The 16,696-nt window shown below is 72.3% G+C and carries 12 protein-coding genes, 1 tRNA gene and 2 pseudogenes; 10 read left to right on the top strand and 5 right to left on the bottom strand.

The annotated features are described in order from the left end of the window. The first annotated feature begins 6 nt into the window (after positions 1–6). From D581_RS0124365 to D581_RS0124330, 8 genes and pseudogenes are all read left to right on the top strand, one after another. Entirely contained in the window at positions 7–675 is a 669-nt protein-coding gene (locus D581_RS0124365; RefSeq protein ID WP_486585879.1) for a GNAT family N-acetyltransferase, read from the top strand. Between the two features lie 31 nt (positions 676–706). Then, positions 707–2,248 carry an ABC transporter substrate-binding protein gene (locus D581_RS0124360; RefSeq protein ID WP_018959806.1) on the top strand — a complete coding sequence of 514 codons (1,542 nt, stop codon included), beginning with the start codon at positions 707–709 and terminating at the stop codon, positions 2,246–2,248. A 4-nt stretch (positions 2,249–2,252) separates the two neighbouring features. After that, a complete protein-coding gene (locus tag D581_RS0124355) occupies positions 2,253–3,974 on the top strand; it encodes an ABC transporter permease subunit (protein ID WP_018959805.1) in 1,722 nt (573 codons plus the stop codon). Between the two features lie 266 nt (positions 3,975–4,240). Further along, positions 4,241–5,491 carry an MFS transporter gene (locus tag D581_RS0124350; RefSeq protein ID WP_469225477.1) on the top strand — a complete coding sequence of 417 codons (1,251 nt, stop codon included), beginning with the start codon at positions 4,241–4,243 and terminating at the stop codon, positions 5,489–5,491. A 50-nt stretch (positions 5,492–5,541) separates the two neighbouring features. Then, positions 5,542–5,945 (top strand): annotated as a pseudogene (locus D581_RS1000000138690) (PPOX class F420-dependent oxidoreductase). 131 nt (positions 5,946–6,076) lie between these two features. Further along, positions 6,077–7,477, top strand: coding sequence for a cysteine--tRNA ligase (gene cysS / locus D581_RS0124340; protein WP_018959803.1), 1,401 nt, complete (start codon positions 6,077–6,079; stop codon positions 7,475–7,477). 98 nt (positions 7,478–7,575) lie between these two features. Next, positions 7,576–8,532 (top strand): 23S rRNA (guanosine(2251)-2'-O)-methyltransferase RlmB, encoded by a 957-nt coding sequence (gene rlmB / locus D581_RS0124335; protein ID WP_018959802.1) that lies wholly within the window; start codon positions 7,576–7,578, stop codon positions 8,530–8,532. 304 nt (positions 8,533–8,836) lie between these two features. After that, positions 8,837–10,483, top strand: a complete 1,647-nt coding sequence (locus tag D581_RS0124330; protein ID WP_106434450.1) for a DoxX family membrane protein — start codon at positions 8,837–8,839, stop codon at positions 10,481–10,483. Between the two features lie 154 nt (positions 10,484–10,637). Here the strand turns inward: D581_RS0124330 and D581_RS0124325 are convergent, their stop codons facing one another. The 4 genes from D581_RS0124325 to D581_RS0124310 form a co-directional block, all read right to left on the bottom strand. Beyond that, positions 10,638–11,354 carry a nucleotidyltransferase family protein gene (locus D581_RS0124325; protein WP_018959800.1) on the bottom strand — a complete coding sequence of 239 codons (717 nt, stop codon included), beginning with the start codon at positions 11,352–11,354 and terminating at the stop codon, positions 10,638–10,640. A 72-nt stretch (positions 11,355–11,426) separates the two neighbouring features. Beyond that, entirely contained in the window at positions 11,427–11,840 is a 414-nt protein-coding gene (locus tag D581_RS0124320) for a hypothetical protein (protein ID WP_018959799.1), read from the bottom strand. 249 nt (positions 11,841–12,089) lie between these two features. After that, positions 12,090–13,226, bottom strand: coding sequence for an ABC transporter ATP-binding protein (locus D581_RS0124315; RefSeq protein WP_018959798.1), 1,137 nt, complete (start codon positions 13,224–13,226; stop codon positions 12,090–12,092). A gap of 370 nt (positions 13,227–13,596) precedes the next feature. Next, positions 13,597–15,009: an RNA-guided endonuclease InsQ/TnpB family protein gene (locus D581_RS0124310; RefSeq protein ID WP_018959797.1), complete on the bottom strand. Its 1,413-nt coding sequence runs from the start codon at positions 15,007–15,009 to the stop codon at positions 13,597–13,599. A 153-nt stretch (positions 15,010–15,162) separates the two neighbouring features. Between D581_RS0124310 and D581_RS0124305 the strand changes: the two genes are divergently transcribed. Then, positions 15,163–15,236: transfer RNA gene (locus tag D581_RS0124305), tRNA-Thr, on the top strand. Positions 15,237–15,340: 104 nt separating this feature from the next. On the opposite strand, the pseudogene D581_RS1000000142225 reads toward D581_RS0124305, so the two are convergent. Next, positions 15,341–15,503, bottom strand: a pseudogene (locus tag D581_RS1000000142225) (site-specific integrase); the annotation flags it as partial. Between the two features lie 196 nt (positions 15,504–15,699). Here D581_RS1000000142225 and D581_RS01000000137635 point away from each other — a divergent pair. Then, positions 15,700–16,368 (top strand): DUF2690 domain-containing protein, encoded by a 669-nt coding sequence (locus tag D581_RS01000000137635; protein WP_063738212.1) that lies wholly within the window; start codon positions 15,700–15,702, stop codon positions 16,366–16,368. Positions 16,369–16,696 lie beyond the last annotated feature (328 nt).

Raw genomic sequence — 16,696 nt, 5'->3', positions numbered from 1 at the left:
ACGGTGATGGCGGGGGCTACGGGGACGACGACCGACCGGACCGGCGAACGGACCGCCCACGACGGCCACCCGGACGCCGGATACGTCCTGCGCACCGCCACCGCCGACGACCTCGGTGGAGCGCGGGCCGTGATGCTCGACACCGTCTACCGCGACCTGAAGTCCGGCTACGTACCCCGCTGGCACGCCGACATCATCGACCCCCGGGCCGCCTATCTGCGCCCGGAGCGCTGCACCCTGCTCGTCGTCGAGCACCGCGGCGAGATCGTCGCCACCGGGGCCGTGCGCGACCGGGGGCCGCAGGCGCCGCCCAATCCGCCGTGGGTCGCCGAGCGCTTCCCCTCCGGGACCACCGCGCAGCTCTGCCGGATCTACGTGCGCCCCGAGCACCGCAGGCACGGACTGGCCCGGCGACTGGTGCGCGAGCTGGCGGAGTTCGCCGCCCGTGCCGGGGGCTACGAGGCGCTGTACCTGCACACCGACCCCGCCGTGCCGGGCGCCGAGCCCTTCTGGCGTTCGCTGGCCCACGAGGTGTGCGACGAGCGGGCGCTGCCCGGGGGCGGGCAGGGGATCGTCCACTTCGAGCTGCCGATGCCCGGGGTCGTCCCCGGTGCCGCCGCCGGGGACGACCCCGGTGCCGCCGCCGGCTCACGACGGGCCAACCCCGCCCATTAGATGACAATCGTTTTCATATAAGGTCGTCGCCATGCCCACCTCCCGCCCCCGCCTCCCCCGCCGCCGCGTCGCGCTGCCCCTGGCCGCCGCCACGCTCCTCGTGCCCGTCGCCACCGCCTGCACCTCGTCCACGGACTCCGGCGGCTCCGGCGAGGACCAGCGGCTGAAGGTGGCCATGGCCTTCCCGCCCGCCCAGGCCATGTCCCCGTACGGCGACGACGCCGTCACCCTGAGCCGGCTCGCCGTCGTCGAAGGGCTCACCCGGCTCGACCGGAACGGGGAGGCCCGGCCCGCGCTCGCCGCCACCTGGAAGCGCGACGGCGAGAAGGCATGGGAATTCACGGTCCGCGAGGACGCCGTCTTCCAGGACGGGACGAAGCTCGACGCCGCCGCTGTAGTCCGCTCGCTGGCCGCCGCGCAGAAGGCGTCCCCCAAGCCCCGGGTGCTGTCCGACACCACCCTCACCCCCACGGCCGCGGACGCGGACACCGTACGGATCACCACCAAGGACGCCGACCCGCTGCTGCCCCAGCGGCTCGCCAACCCCTCCCTGAGCATCCTGTCCGCCGCCGCGTACAAGGACGGCAAGGACGGCTCCCAGGTGAACCCCGCCGGGCACGCCACCGGACCCTTCACCCTCGCCGAGGTCAACGGCGCGGTCAGCGCCACCCTGGAGCGCAACGACACCTACTGGGGCGGCAAGGCGAAGGCCCCCGGCGTCGACGTGAAGTTCGTCGCCGACGGCACCGCCCGCGCCAACGCGCTGCGGACCAAGGCCGTCGACGTCGCCGAGTACGTACCGATCTCCCAGGCCTCGCTGCTCGGCGACGGCCTGGTCCACGAGTTCCCCTCCGCCCGCACCAACGGCCTCTCCCTCAACACCGGACGCGGCGTCTTCGCCGACCCGGCGATGCGCGCCGCCGCCCGCGAGGCCATCGACCCCAAGGCCCTGGTCGACGGCGTCTACGAAGGGCGCGCCGACGCCGCCCAGGGGCTGCTCGGCCCCGGCGTCCCGTGGGCCGCCGACCTGCGCACCGCCCCCACCGGCCGCGCGGAAGCCGCCGCCCCGGCCGCGGTGAGCAAGACGTCCGCGATCGTGCTGGCCACCTACACCAACCGGCCCGAGCTGCCCGAGGCAGCCACCGTCGTCCAGCAGCAGCTGGAGAAGCGCGGCTTCACCGTCAAGCAGGTCGTCCGCGACTACGCGCAGCTGGAGGCCGACGCGCTCGCCGGGAAGTACGACGCGTTCATCCAGGCCCGCAACACCCTCCTGGACACCGCCGACCCGGTCTCCTACCTCGCCTCCGACTTCACCTGCGACGGCAGCTTCAACATCACCCAGCTCTGCGCGAAGCCCGTCGACGCCGCCGTCGACAAGGCCGCCGCCCTCGCCGACACCGACGCCCGCCACCGGGCCGAGATGACCGCCGAGGCCGCGATCCTCGGCTCCGACGCCCTCGTCCCGCTCGTCCACGAACGCTTCGTGCAGGGCTACGACGACACCCGCGTCCAGGGCGTCGCCCTCGACCCGATGGAGCGCACCCTCATCACCGCCGACACCCGCGTCGGGTGACCGCGTGAAGTACCTCGCCGGACGGCTCGGCGCGCTGCTCGCCGTCGTCGCGGTGATCGGGCTGCTGCCCTGGCTGACCCGGACCGACCCGGCCCGCACGATCCTGCACGCCCGGTACGCCGACCGGGCCCCGACCCCCGAGACCCTCGCCGCGATCCGCGCCGAGACCGGGCTCGACGGCGGCCCCTGGCAGGTCCTGGGCGGCTGGCTCGGCGGCCTGCTCCGGGGCGACGCGGGGGAGTCCTGGGTCTCCGGGCAGCCCGTCGGACCGGACGTCACCGCCGCGCTGGGCAACTCCCTCACTCTGATGGCCGCCTCGCTCGCCGTCGCCCTGCTCCTCGCCCTCGCGCTGAGCGCCGCCACCCTGCGGCGCGGGGCCGCGCGCCGGATCGTCCGCGTGCGCGCCGGAGCGGGCGCGGCGGTGCTCGCCGCACTGCCGGAGTTCCTGCTCGCCGCCGTACTGGCCACCGTGTTCGCCGTGCACCTCGGGTGGCTCCCCGCGCTCGGCTGGGGCGCCCCCGACCAGCTCCTGCTGCCCGCGCTCGCCATGGGCGTCCCCGCCGGGGCGCTGCTCGGCCGGCTGCTGGACGACGCCCTGCCCGGCGCGTTCGCCGAACCCTGGGCCCGCGCCGCCGCCGCGAACGGCCTGCCCGGCCGCACCGTCGCCCGGCACGCCCTGCGCCGGGCGCTGCCGGGCCTGCTGCCCCAGCTCGGCCTGGTCGCGGTCGGGCTGACCGGCGGGGCGGTCGCCGTCGAGACGCTGTACGCCATCCCCGGCCTCGGCGGTACGGCCCTGGCCGCCGCCCTCGCCCAGGACCTGCCCGTCCTCCAGGCGACCGTCCTGGTCCTGCTGCTCCTCGGCGTCGCCGCGGGCCTCCTCTCCCGCCTCGCCGTCCGCGCGCTGCTCGGCCCCGCGCTCACCGACCGCGCGCTCCCCGCCCTCGTCGCGCCCCGGCTGCCCGGCCGCCGCGCGCTCGCCGTCGCCGCCCTCGTCCTCGGCGGCCTCCTGATCGCCGTCACCGTCGCGGGCCTCCTGCGCGACCCGCTCCACGTCGACACGGCCGCCCGCCTCGCCGGCCCCTCCGCCACGCACCCCCTCGGCACCGACAACCTCGGCCGCGACGTCCTCGCCCGCCTCGGCCACGGCGCGGCCCGCACCGCACTGGCCGCCGTCGCGGTCGGAGCCGTCACCCTGGTGCTCGGCCTGCTCCTCGGGTCCGTACGCGCCGGAGCCCTCACCGAGACGGCGAACGCGCTCCCCGCCGTCCTCGCCGGCCTCGTCGTCGCGGGCATCGCCGGGCCGGGCCCCTGGGGCGCCGCAGCGGCCGTGGCCGCCGTCGCCTGGGCCCCGCTCGCCGCCCACACCGCCGCCCTGTACGCCCAGGAGAAGGCCGCCCCGCACCTCGCCGCCGCCGCGGCCCTCGGCGCGGACCGGGCCCACCTCCTGCGCCGCCACATCCTGCCCGGGGTCCTCCCGCCCGTGGTGCGCCACGCCCTGCTCCGCATCCCGGCCATCGCGCTGGCCCTCGCCTCCCTCGGCTTCCTCGGCCTCGGCTCGCAGGCCCCGGCGCCGGAGTGGGGCCGGATGCTGTCGGAGAACATGCCGTACGCCGAACGCGCCCCGTGGGCCGTCCTCGCCCCCGCCGCCGCACTCGCCGTCCTCGGCGCCCTGGCCGTCCTCACCTCGGCCGCGGTGCGCGGGCGCACCCCGGCGGGCCTGAAGTGAACCGGCCCCTGCCTGCGAAGGCCGACGGGCCTGCGAAGGCCGGCGCGCCCGTGCCCGCGAAGGCCGACGAGTCCCCGCCCGCCGACGCGCCCGCACCCGCGAAGGTCGACGGGCCCGTGCCCGCCGGCGCGCCCGCACCCGGGCAAGCCGCCGCCGACGCACCCGCACCCGCGAAGGCCGCCGCCGAGGCGAACCGCAGGCCCCGGCTCGCGAGCGCCCCCACCTCCTACCTCCGGCTCCTCACCGCCACCCAGTTCGCCTTCAACATCGGCTTCTACGCCGTCCTGCCCTACCTGGCCACCCACCTCGGCAGCGGCCTCGGCATGGCGGGCTGGCTCGTCGGCCTCGTCCTCGGGCTGCGCACCTTCAGCCAGCAGGGCCTGTTCGTCGTCGGCGGCGCCCTCACCGACCGCTACGGCCCGCGCCCCGTCGTGCTGGCGGGCTGCGCCCTGCGGATCGCCGGATTCGGCTGGCTCGCCCTCGCCGGATCCACGGCCACCGTCATCGCCGCCGTCCTCCTCATCGGCTTCGCCGCCGCGCTGTTCTCCCCGGCCATAGAGTCCGAGGCCGCCCGCGAGGCCGTCCGGCACGAACAGGCCACCGGCGCCCCGCGCGCCCACGTCCTCGCCCTGTTCTCCGCCGCCGGGCAGGCCGGCGCGTTCATCGGACCGCTGCTCGGCTCCCTGCTCCTGCTGCTCGGCGGCGGCTTCCGGGCCGCCTGCCTCGCCGGGGCCGCCGTCTTCGTCGCCGTACTGGCCGGACACGCCCGCCTGATGCCGCGCGCCGCCCCCGTACAGGAACGGGCAGCCGACCCCGTACGCGAACGGGAACGGGAGCGGGAACGGGAGCGAGACGATGCACAGGCACCGGACGCCATCACCCGCACGGCCCAACCTGGCCGGTCGCCGTGGCGGACGGTCTTCACCAACCGGGCGTTCCTCCTGCTCTGCCTCGCGTACAGCAGCTACCTCGTCGCCTACAACCAGCTCTACCTCTCGCTCCCCGTCGAGGTGGAACGGGCCACCGGATCGGGGGCCGCGCTCGGCTGGCTCTTCGCCCTTTCCTCGCTGCTCGTCGTCGTCGCCCAGTTGCCGCTGACCCGCTGGTCCGCCCACCGGATCGCCCCGCGCACCGCGCTCGTCACCGGCCTCGCCATCGTCGCCGCCGGGTTCGCCGCCGTACCGCTCACCCCGGCGGGCCCCGGCGGTCTGCTGCCCGGCGCGACGCTCGTCGTCCTGCTGACCCTGGGCCAGATGCTGCTGGTCCCCGCCGCCCGGGGCCTGGTGCCCGACCTGGTCGAGGACCGGCGGCTCGGGCTGGCCACCGGGGCCCTGTCCTCCGTCTCCGGAATCGTCGTCCTCGCGGGGAGCGCGGCGACCGGCGCCCTGCTCGACGCGCCCGCGCCCGTGCGGTGGGCGGTGCTCGCGGCGATCCCGCTGACCGGGGCGGCGCTCGCGTTCACCCTTCCGGCGGGCCGGGGCGGGAAGGATCGGCGAACGCGCGCGGTCGCGGGGTAGGAGCAGCACTGGACGAAGGACCGACCCGCAGCGCACAGGAGGCCGTAACGATGACCGCCGCACTCTCCGCCGAGCTCAAGAACCTGCTCGACAGCCCCGTGTTCGTCAACATCGCCACCATCCAGCCCGACGGCAGCCCCAGGTCACCCCCGTCTGGGTCAAGCGCGACGGCGACGACCTCCTGATCTCCACCACCGTCGGCCGCCGCAAGGAGAAGAACCTCCGCCGCGACCCGCGCGTCACCGTGGTCGTCCAGCCCTTCGACAACCCGTACACCTACGCCGAGATCCGCGGCGAGGCGACGCTGACGACGGACGGCGGGCAGGAACTGATCGACGAACTGTCGGTGAAGTACACCGGCAAGCCGTACACGGAGTTCAACCCGGACTCCGCCGCCGACGACCCCCGCGTCGTCGTCCGCGTCTCCCCGCGCAAGATCGTCGGCCGCCTCTAGGTCCCACCGGGGGCGTGAGAACGCTCTCCGAGCCCTTCCAGGGCCGTTCCGGGGCATCCCGGTACCAGAAAGTTGTCCCCGCGATCCCCAAGGGTCGCGGGGCACTGGTGCGGGCCTACTACCCTTGAGGCGTGACTATTCGCCTGCACGACACCAACGCCCGGCAGATCCGTGACTTCGTCCCGCTCACAGCGGGCTGCGTCTCGATCTACCTCTGTGGCGCCACTGTCCAGGCAGCACCGCACATCGGCCACATCCGCTCGGGCCTGAACTTCGACATCATGCGCCGCTGGTTCACGTACCGCGGCTACGACGTCACGTTCATCCGGAACGTCACCGACATCGACGACAAGATCATCGCGAAGTCCGCCGACCAGGGCCGCCCGTGGTGGTCGATCGGGTACGAGAACGAGCGCGCGTTCAACGACGGCTACGACGCGCTGGGCTGCCTGCCGCCCACCTACGAGCCGCGCGCCACCGGCCACGTTCCCGAGATGATCGAGATGATGCGCGGTCTCATCGAGAGCGGTCACGCCTACGAGGCCGACGGCAACGTCTACTTCGACGTGCGCTCCCTGCCCAGCTATCTGGAACTCTCCAACCAGGAGCTGGACGATCTGCGCCAGCCCTCCGGCGACGGCGAGACCGGCAAGCGCGACCAGCGTGACTTCGCCATGTGGAAGGCCACCAAGCCGGGCGAGCCCAGCTGGGAGACGCCCTGGGGCCGCGGCCGGCCCGGCTGGCACCTGGAGTGCTCCGCGATGGCCCACAAGTACCTGGGCTCCGCCTTCGACATCCACGGCGGCGGCATCGACCTGATCTTCCCCCACCACGAGAACGAGATCGCCCAGGCCAAGGCCTACGGCGACCAGTTCGCGAAGTACTGGGTGCACAACGGCTGGGTCACCCTGTCCGGCGAGAAGATGTCCAAGTCGCTGGGCAACTCCGTCCTCGTCAGCGAGATGGTCAAGCACTGGCGCCCGATCGTCCTGCGCTACTACCTCGGCACCCCGCACTACCGGTCCATGATCGAGTACAGCGAGGAGGCCCTGCGCGAGGCCGAGTCCGCGTTCGCGCGGATCGAGGGCTTCGTCCAGCGCGTCACCGAGAAGGCCGGCGAGGTCGTCGCCCCCGCCGCCGAGGTGCCGCCCGCCTTCGCCGAGGCCATGGACGAGGACCTGGGCGTTCCCCAGGCGCTCGCGATCATCCACACCACCGTCCGCCAGGGCAACAGCGCACTGGCCGCCGACGACAAGGAAGCCGCGGTCGACCGCCTCGCCGAGGTCCGGGCCATGCTCGGCGTCCTCGGCCTCGACCCGCTCGACCCGCACTGGGCGGGCGAGAGCGACCGGGGCGAGGACCTGCACGGCGTCGTCGACACCCTCGTGCGCCTCGTCCTCGACCAGCGGCAGTCCGCCCGCGCCCGCAAGGACTGGGCCGCCGCCGACGCCATCCGCGACCAGCTCAACCAGTCCGGCCTCGTCATCGAGGACAGCCCCACCGGCCCCCGGTGGACGCTGGGACCGCGCTGAGCACCCGCTCCGAGCAGTGAGATTGTGCCGCCCGGCGATCCGGGCGGCACACTTTCCTTATACATACGTACGTCTGAAAGCAACGAAACAGGTAGATCATGGCCGGGAACAGCCAACGCAGGAACCGCCGCACGTCCAACAAGAAGGGCATGCAGGTCGGCAGCGGTGGCCAGCGACGCCGTGGTCTCGAAGGCAAGGGACCGACGCCGCCGGCCTCCGTCCGTAAGGGACACAAGAAGAACCGGGTCGCCAACGCCCAGGCCAAGCAGGCCGCCGCCCGCCGCCCCGCACCCCGGCGCGGCGGCGTCAAGGGCACCTCGGAGATGGTCGTCGGCCGCAACCCGGTCTACGAGGCCCTGCGCGACGGCGTGCCCGCCGTCACCCTCTACGTCCAGCAGTACATCGACAACGACGAGCGCGTCCGCGATGCCCTCAAGCTCGCGAGCGAGCGCGGCAACATCAACCTGATGGAGGCCCCGCGCCCCGAGCTGGACCGGATGACGAACGGCCTGAACCACCAGGGCCTCGTCCTCCAGGTCCCGCCGTACGAGTACGCGCACCCGGAGGACCTCACCGCCGCCGCGTACGACAACAACGAGGACCCGCTGATCGTCGCCCTCGACGGGGTGACCGACCCGCGCAACCTCGGCGCCATCGTCCGCTCGGTCTCCGCGTTCGGCGGCCACGGCGTGGTCGTCCCCGAGCGCCGCGCCGCCGGCATGACCGCCGGAGCATGGAAGTCCTCCGCCGGCACGGCGGCCCGCACGCCCGTCTCCCGGGTCACCAACCTCACCCGCGCGCTGGAGGGCTACCAGAAGGCGGGCCTCACCGTCGTCGGCCTGGCCGCCGACGGCGAGCACACGGTCGAGGACCTGGAGCAGCTGGCGGGCCCGGTCGTCATCGTCATCGGCAGCGAGGGCAAGGGCCTCGGCCGTCTCGTCGGCGAGACCTGCGACTACCGGGTGCGGATCTCGATGCCGGGCGGCGCCGAGTCGCTCAACGCCGGTGTCGCGGCGGGCATCGTGCTGTACGAGGTGGCACGCCGCCGCGGATAGCCGTGCGGCGGGCGGGCGGGCGTCCGGCGAGCGGAGGGCGCGGAGGGCGGCGTGCGGCGGGCCGGCTCGGCCCGCGGGCCCGCCGGTGCGCCACGGCGTTCGCGCGGCAGCGCGCGTACGGGCCCTGCCCTGCCATGCGCTGCCGCGCGCGTACCGTGCGTGGCAACCGGCTCGCCCGCCCGGCGAGTTGACGCGCGAACGCCGAACACAGTTCCAGGTTGCCCGAGTTTGGCCTGATCTTGACGGGTCTCGGACACATTCGGTGCGGTCAAGGCAGTGTCCTAAACACACATCACTCGGTTAGATGAGTGTGGACACCAGAACGCCTCGGTTCGACGAGCAACCCGCCGCCCTGAGCATGACCAAGGTGGACAGCGACCCCGCGCAGGTCATCGTCAACCACGCCAGCTTCCGGGTGCAGCTCGCCCCGGGCCAGCGCGCACGGCTGCGCGGTGCCCCCGCGGAAACGGCCCGCATCCCCGCCATGAGCGGTCCCGGCGGAGGCCGCAGGCGGGCACCGGTCGTCTGGAGCGGGAAGTCCGCTCCCGGCGACCCCGGCGCGACAGGCCTCCTCCAAGCCGTGCGCAACTCCACCGCCGGACACCTCGACGCCGGACTCGGCGGGGCCTCCGGGGGCGGACACGGGGCGGGCGCCACGCAGGTCATCCCGCTCCTGGAGGAGACACAGCCCAACCCCGTACTGACCGCCCCCCACCAGCCGGGACACACCGCCCCGCTGCTGCCGCCCATGCGGCAGGCCGTCGGCGCCTACGACCCGGTCGAGGCGCCCGACGACCTCGGCACGACCGGCACCCCCGACGACGACGCCTACGACGAGGCCGACGAAACCGCCGAGACCGCCGAGTCCCGCGCCCGGCGCGGCGTGGGCGACCCCGTCCGGCACGCCTACTACCCCGGCCACCGGATGAACCTGGGCGTCGTCCTGCTCCCCATGCGGGTGCTCCTCGGCTTCATCTCCATCTACGCCGGCATGGGCAAGCTGAGCGACCCCGTCTACTTCGACGGCGGCGAGCGCGGCTCCATGGTCACGTGGCTGACCTCCCTGCACCCGTGGGCGATGGCCGAACCGCTGCGCGACCTCGCCCTCTCCCACCCGGTCGGAGCCGGCCTGACCGTCGCCTTCCTCCAGGTCGTCGTCGGCGTACTCACCGTCCTCGGCCTCTGGCAGCGGGTCGCCGCCGCGCTCGGCGCGCTGCTCTCCGCCGCACTGCTGGTGACCGTGAGCTGGCGCTCGGTCGCCGTGTACGACGCACCCGACATCATCCTGCTGGCCGCCTGGAGCCCGCTGATCATCGCGGGCGCGCCGGTCTACTCCCTGGACGGCCGACTGGCCGGAGAGGCCTGGCGCAAGCTCGGCCCGCGCTCGGAGATCTGGGACCTGCGCCGCCGGGTCCTGCGCCGGGGCACCGTCGTCGCGACGGTCGTCGTCGGCTGCACCCTGCTCATCGGCTCCATCCTCGGCGGCGCGGTCCGCTCCAGCGAGGTCGTCACCGTCCCCGGCCGCAACGACAACCCCACCAACCGCCTCCCCGGCATGCCGCTCCCCCAGGAGTCCACCGGCGAGCGCCAGGCCTCCCGTACGCCGGACCAGCGGCGACAGCCGGAGCCCAGCCGCTCCGGCCCGGCCACCACACCCGAGGACGACCAGGCCACACCGGGCGCGACGCGCGACTCCGGCAGCCAGAACACCGGTACGGACACCCAGCCCAGCCAGACCCAGGGCACCGACCAGGCGCCCCCGCAGCAGTCCACCCCGCAGGAGCCCCCGGCCGCCACCAGCGCCGGACCCACCTCCTCCGGCTCCACCGGCGACGCCTCGTCCGGAGGCGGCGGCGAACCGGCGCCCACCGGCGGCTCGACCTCCACCGGCGGCGAGGGATCGACCACGGGCGGCGGCGGCCGGAACCCGATCGGCGGCCTCCTCGGCTGACCCCGCACGACCGGCACGACAGCAGTGAGGGGCGGCCCCCACCCGGACGGAACAACCGGGTGGGAGCCGCCCCTTCATATGAAGGAGAGGCCTCAGGCGCGAAGGCGTCAACCGTCAGCCGTCATCTGTAACCCGCCAGCCGTCGCGGGAGCCGTCAGCCGTCGTGGGAGCCGAGCTCGCGGGCCGCCTCGGTCAGGTCCTTCGCCGTGTCGATGGCCCGCCAGTACGCCCCGTTCGGCAACGGATACCCGGCCAGCCGGCGCTCGCGGGCGAGACGCGGGAACGTGGTCCGCTCATGGTCACCGCGGTCCGGCAGCAGCTTCGTGAACGCCGGCGAGAACACGTACACCCCGGCGTTGATCAGATACGGGGACGGCGGCGACTCGATGAAATCGGTGATGTGCCCGAACGCGTCCGTCTCCACGGCACCCCACGGGATCCGGGGCCGGGCGAGGGCCAGGGTGGCGGTGGCGTCGCGCTCCGCATGGAAGGCGGCCATCTCCCGCAGGGAGAAACGGGTCCAGATGTCGCCGTTGGTGGCGTACCAGGGCTGCTCCGGATCAGGCAGCCGCCCGGCCGCGTACTTCAGACCGCCGCCGCGACCCAGCGGCTCGGTCTCCACGACGGTGGTGACCCGGAGCGGCAGCACGGCGGCGTCCAGCCACTCCTGGAGCACCTCGGCGAGATGCCCGCAGGAGACCACGGCGTCGGTGACTCCCTCGGCGGCCAGCCAGGACAGCTGATGCCCGATGATCGGAGTCCCCGTCCCGGGGATCTCCACCATCGGCTTGGGACGGTCGTCGGTGTACGGCCGCAGCCGCGACCCCTGGCCACCGGCAAGGATCACGGCCTGCGTCGGATACGTATGCATGGCAGGCACGATATGCGGTGCCCGCCATCGGAGGGCGACGCTCCGTGCGACCGCCTCCCGGGCCGGAAGGCCTCAGCTGAACTGCGCGACGCCGGAGGCGAACGAGGTGTCGCAGACGGGCCGGGAGAAACGGTGCGCCCGGGTCGGGCCGTACTGCTCGACGGCCGCCTTGCCGAGGGCCTTCGCGATCGACATGCAGTGGCGGGCGAGCGAGGGACGCTGCTCGACGGCGCGCTGGAGCCCGGTGAGCGCGGCGCCCGGGTCCTTCTCCGCCAGCTCCACGAGCAGCTTCTCGCGCAGGACGTCCTGCGGGGCGTGCGGCTTCGCCGGCTTGGACACGGTCTCCGACGAGGCGGCCAGCAGCTGGGAGTCGTTGTCCGACTCCGCCCACTGGACGCTGGTGACCGCGAGGGTCCCGGACAGAACCATGACGACGGGCAGGACGAGAGCGAGGGATCGGCCGATGCGGCGCGCGGTGTGGGTCACGCAGCGAGCGTAGCGGCCAGTGATGACCTGGCGACAATTCGTCACCCTTGCGGGGGATGGTTCGACGCGCCCTTTCGAATACGAGCTTGACGAACCAGGGCGAAATGACCGTGAAGTGCCCGTGAAATTCCCTGTGCGCCAGGGTATTTGCTGCCGCCCGGCACCGAAACCCCAACCCGCCGGGACCACGCAAACGGCCCCGCACCCCCTCGCGGGGAGTACGGGGCCGCGCGTACGGCGGGTGCGGCGTCAGTTGGTGAGACGCTCGCCGGTGGAGGTCGCGAAGACGTGCAGCTCGTCCGGGCGCGGGACGACGTGCAGCTCCGTGCCCTTCTCCGGAACGGCACGACCGCCGACGCGGACGACCAGGTCCTTGTGCTCCCCGGCGACCTGCGCGCCACCGTAGACGAAACCGTCGGCGCCGAGCTCCTCGACGACGTTGACCGAGACGGCGAGACCGGCCGGCGCGTCCGAGGAGTCCTTGGTCAGCGACTTCGCGGCGGCGCCACCGTGCTCGACGATGTCGAAGTGCTCGGGGCGGATGCCGACCGTCACGGTGGTGTCACCGCGGTCCGCGGCGGCGGTGAGCGCCTCACGGGAGACCGGGACGACGCTGTTGCCGAACTTCACGCCGCCGTCGGTGATCGGGACCTCGACGAGGTTCATCGCGGGGGAGCCGATGAAGCCGGCGACGAAGAGGTTCGCGGGCCGGTCGTACATGTTGCGCGGCGAGTCGACCTGCTGGAGCAGCCCGTCCTTCAGCACCGCGACCCGGTCGCCCATGGTGAGGGCCTCGACCTGGTCGTGGGTGACGTACACCGTGGTGATGCCGAGGCGGCGCTGCAGCGAGGCGATCTGCGTACGGGTCGAGACACGGAGCTTGGCGTCGAGGTTCGACAGCGGCTCGTCCATGAGGAAGACCTGCGGCTCACGCACGATGGCCCGGCCCATCGCCACACGCTGACGCTGACCACCGGAGAGCGCCTTCGGCTTGCGGTCCAGGTAGTCGGTGAGGTCCAGCATCTTGGCGGCCTCTTCGACCTTCGCCCGGATCTCGGTCTTGTTGATACCGGCGATCTTCAGCGCGAAGCCCATGTTGTCCGCGACGGACATGTGCGGGTAGAGCGCGTAGTTCTGGAACACCATGGCGATGTCCCGGTCCTTCGGCGGCAGGTGCGTGACGTCGCGGTCACCGATGCGGATCGCACCGCCGTTGACGTCCTCAAGACCCGCGAGCATGCGCAGGGAGGTCGACTTGCCACAACCGGAGGGACCGACGAGGACGAGGAACTCACCGTCCGCGATGTCGATCTCCAGCTGGTCCACCGCCGGCTTCGTGGAGCCGGGGTAGACGCGGGACGCCTTGTCGAACGTGACACTGGCCATGCTGAATCTTCTCCTCAACCGGCAGGAACGTGCCGGACGATCCGAGTAGGGAGTGGTCTGGTCCACAGACGCGAACCTGCCGTGACGCTACCTGGCGTTCATGTGTTCTGTCAGTACCTCTTGGGTCACGAAAAGCGCCCCATGGACCCGGAGGACGCCAGAGCAGCTGTCTTTTGGCCCGGTCCCTTTATGAGAGGGAGCTTCCTGCTTCGACACCCACCGCCGACCGGACGCCGCCCTGAAGGCGACACCCCGCCGGTCTCACACGGACTCCACAGGCATCACGGCCGACGGCCCGTCGGTCCGGCTGCACACTTTCCTACGTATCCACCTGCCGCACCCGAACGGATCCCCGGGCGCCTCACGCCGACTATGCCGTCAGCACCACGTCCGGCATCTCGGACGCCTTGATCACCGACGGCATCACCCGGCCCGAAGGAAGAGCCGACGCCACCAGCCCGTACAACCGCAGCCCCTCCGCGCGCAGATTCCGCGCGGCGTTCACATCGCGGTCGTGCACCGCACCGCACCCGTCGCAGGACCAGCCCCGCACGGACAGGTCCAGCTTCGGCCCCGTCGCCGCGCACGCGGAGCAGCGCCGGGTCGAGGGGAAGAAGCGGTCGACGATGACCAGCGTTCGGCCGTACCACGCGCACTTGTACCGCAACTGGCGCAGCAACTCGCCCCACGCCGCGTCCATGATCGCCCGGTTCAGCCCCGCCTTTCGCCGACGACCCTTGCCTCTCGGCGACCGTACGAGAGAGTCGACGGCCAGGTCTTCCACCACGAGCACTTGGTTCTCGTGCACGAGGCGGGTGGTGAGCTGGTCCAACGCATCTCGACGGACGTCGGCGATGAGGGCGTACAGCCGCGCGATCTCCTGCCGCGCCTTGTCCCGGTTCCTGGATCCCCTCTCCTTACGGTGCAGACTCCGCTGGAGACCCGCGAGCTTCACCCCGTACTTCTTGAGCAACCGGGGGTGGTCCACCTTCTCCCCGTCGTCCAGCGTGACCAGAGCCGCCAGCCCGAGGTCCAGACCGACCGCCTTCGGCCCACCGCCGTCCCGCAGAAACACGGGTGGCAGCGGCTCGATCCGCTCCTCCACCAGCACGGACACGAAGAACCGCCCCGCCCGGTCACGGCTCACGGTGAGCTTCACCGGCCGCACTCCTGCCGGAAGCGGCCGGGACCACCGGACACGCAGCGGCCCGGACTGCTTGGCCAACGCGATCAGCCCCGTACCCGGCCGCTCCGGGTCCTCCACCCAGCGGAAGCCCGTACGGACATAGGTCGCGGAGTCACGGGAACGGCCCTTCTTCTTGGGCTTCGGGTGTCTCCCCGAGCCCTTGAAGAACCGCCCGAACCCGGCGTCGAGATGGCGGAGCGCCTGCTGGAGAACCGTCGAGGACACCTCCTGAAGCCATCGCGTCCCCTCGGCGTTCCGCCAGCCCGTGAGAGCCCGGCAGGACTCGGCGAACCCGAGCGACACCCGGTGCTCGCGCCAGGCCTTGTCCCGCAGGGCGAGGCCCTCGTTGTAGGTCCAGCGGCAGGCGCCGAAGGTCTTGATCAGCTGCTCGGACTGGGTGGGGGAGGGGTAACAGCGGTACCGGTAGACACGCTGCCGGGTGTCGGCCTCCGGAGTCCGCCGCTGCATCGGCACGGCCACCCGCTGCTGACGCCGATGCTTGATCGGGTCAGGAACGCCCAGCGCCTCGCGTTTGACGCGCTTGGCCTCCGAGCCGGTGACGCGAGGCCGTCCGTCCTCCCCTGCCGCCTTGACCACGACCCCTCCCCCTGTCCGATAGTCGGATGGCACTTCAGTGCGTTCAACGAACAGGTGAGTGGGAGGTTACGGCCGCCCGATATGCCTGTCCGTGGGGGAACGGGGCTGTGTAGAGTTGTGGCGTCCTGGTGCGCGCTTCTGGCGCGCGTCCTTGCCTCCTTAGCTCAGCTGGCCAGAGCTCCGATCTTGTAAGTCGGATGTCGTCGGTTCGAATCCGACAGGGGGCTCGATGAAACCTCAGGTCACGTAACCCGTGACCTGAGGTTTTCTGTCGTTATGGGCGTGACGAGTCACAGGTCGGGGTGACGTGACAGTGTCTGCTGAGCGATGTGTGACGGAGACGGTGCAGGCGGATCGGCGGGAGGCCGGACGCGGCGACGAGCCGTTCGAAGAGGTCGGTGACCTTGCCCGGGTGGAGTCGGGAGCGTCTTCCCGGGTGAGGACCCGGCCGGTCTCGACCCAGGCTGTGCCGACCGCTCGCGGTCTTGGCGCTGCCGTTCGCGGTAGCGCTTCACTTTCGACCGAGCGCCCGTTGCTCGGTCCGTGGCGTTGTCGTTGTCTGAGCGAGGGGCGCATGAGGGGGCGGTCGACGCGCCTCCTGTGCCTCCTGTGCCTCGGACGTGAGCCTTTTCCCTGTGGCACGGGGGGTGGATTCTGTCTCCCCCGGTCTGCGCCCCGAGGTTGGTTCCCATGACGACGAACAGCACCAGCGACAACTCCTCAACGTCCCCGGAGCCCGAGTCGCAACTGTCCGCACGCGGTGGGCGGAACAGGCGCAACAGCGCGACGACACTGGCCTACGCCGTGGCTGTCGTCGGCGCCGTGGCAGCTGCCTTGGTGACCCCTCTCGGGGATCACCTGATGAAGGGCTTTCTCGACGAGCCGACCTGTCCGGGTGAAGCGTGCGGGGGGAAGAACCCTCAGAATCAGGGATGCGGCGAAGATGCGCGTACCTATAAGCCCGCCGTCGGCAACCCCGCCCTTCTCCAGCTCCGCTACAGCGAGGACTGCCAGGCGGTATGGGCGCGCGTCGAACGCGGGAGCCCAGGGGATCTGGTCACGGCCGAGGCCACGGGGGGAGACAAGCGCACTGCCCAGATCGAATACGGAGACGACAAGTTCACCAGCATAGTGAGCGTGGGTGACGGCGAGTTCCAGGTCATCGCCTGTGCGGTACCCGAGGCCGGTGGTAAGAGCACCTACGAGCGCTACTGTATCCACGCAACCGAGGCGTCGGCGTGGCGGTGGCCCGGGAAGCGCGGCAGCGGGACCAGGTGTGCGACCTGGGACAGGTTCCGACTCCGGCCAGGTTGCCCCACTGTCCTCGCGCGAGGCAGGAGCATTTTGGTCCCGCCGTAGTTGATGGCGGTGTAAGCGGAGGCGGGAGCCCCCAAGGGCCCGTTGTTGTGGGCGGACTGTACGCGTGTGCCGCCCGCTCAGCCGCACACGATGGTTCCGTTTCTCCGGTCGGGATCGTCGCCGCTCCAGCCGCAGGCGGAGCTGGTTCCGTTCGACGGAGAGCCAAGGCCGATCGCCCCCGGCGGATCATGCTGCGGACGTACGCTGATTCACCGTCGGACAGGGTGATCCGAGGTCGATTGGGGGCGGATTGATGCTGACATGGATCGAAGCGGTGGCGTCCGGGGCGGTTGGTGGACTGATCGCCGAAGTGGCCGTCACCTACGGA

The organism is Streptomyces sp. CNB091 (assembly GCF_000377965.1).
Note: the sequence above shows the minus strand (reverse complement) of the source record. Positions and strands in the feature narration are given on the sequence as shown.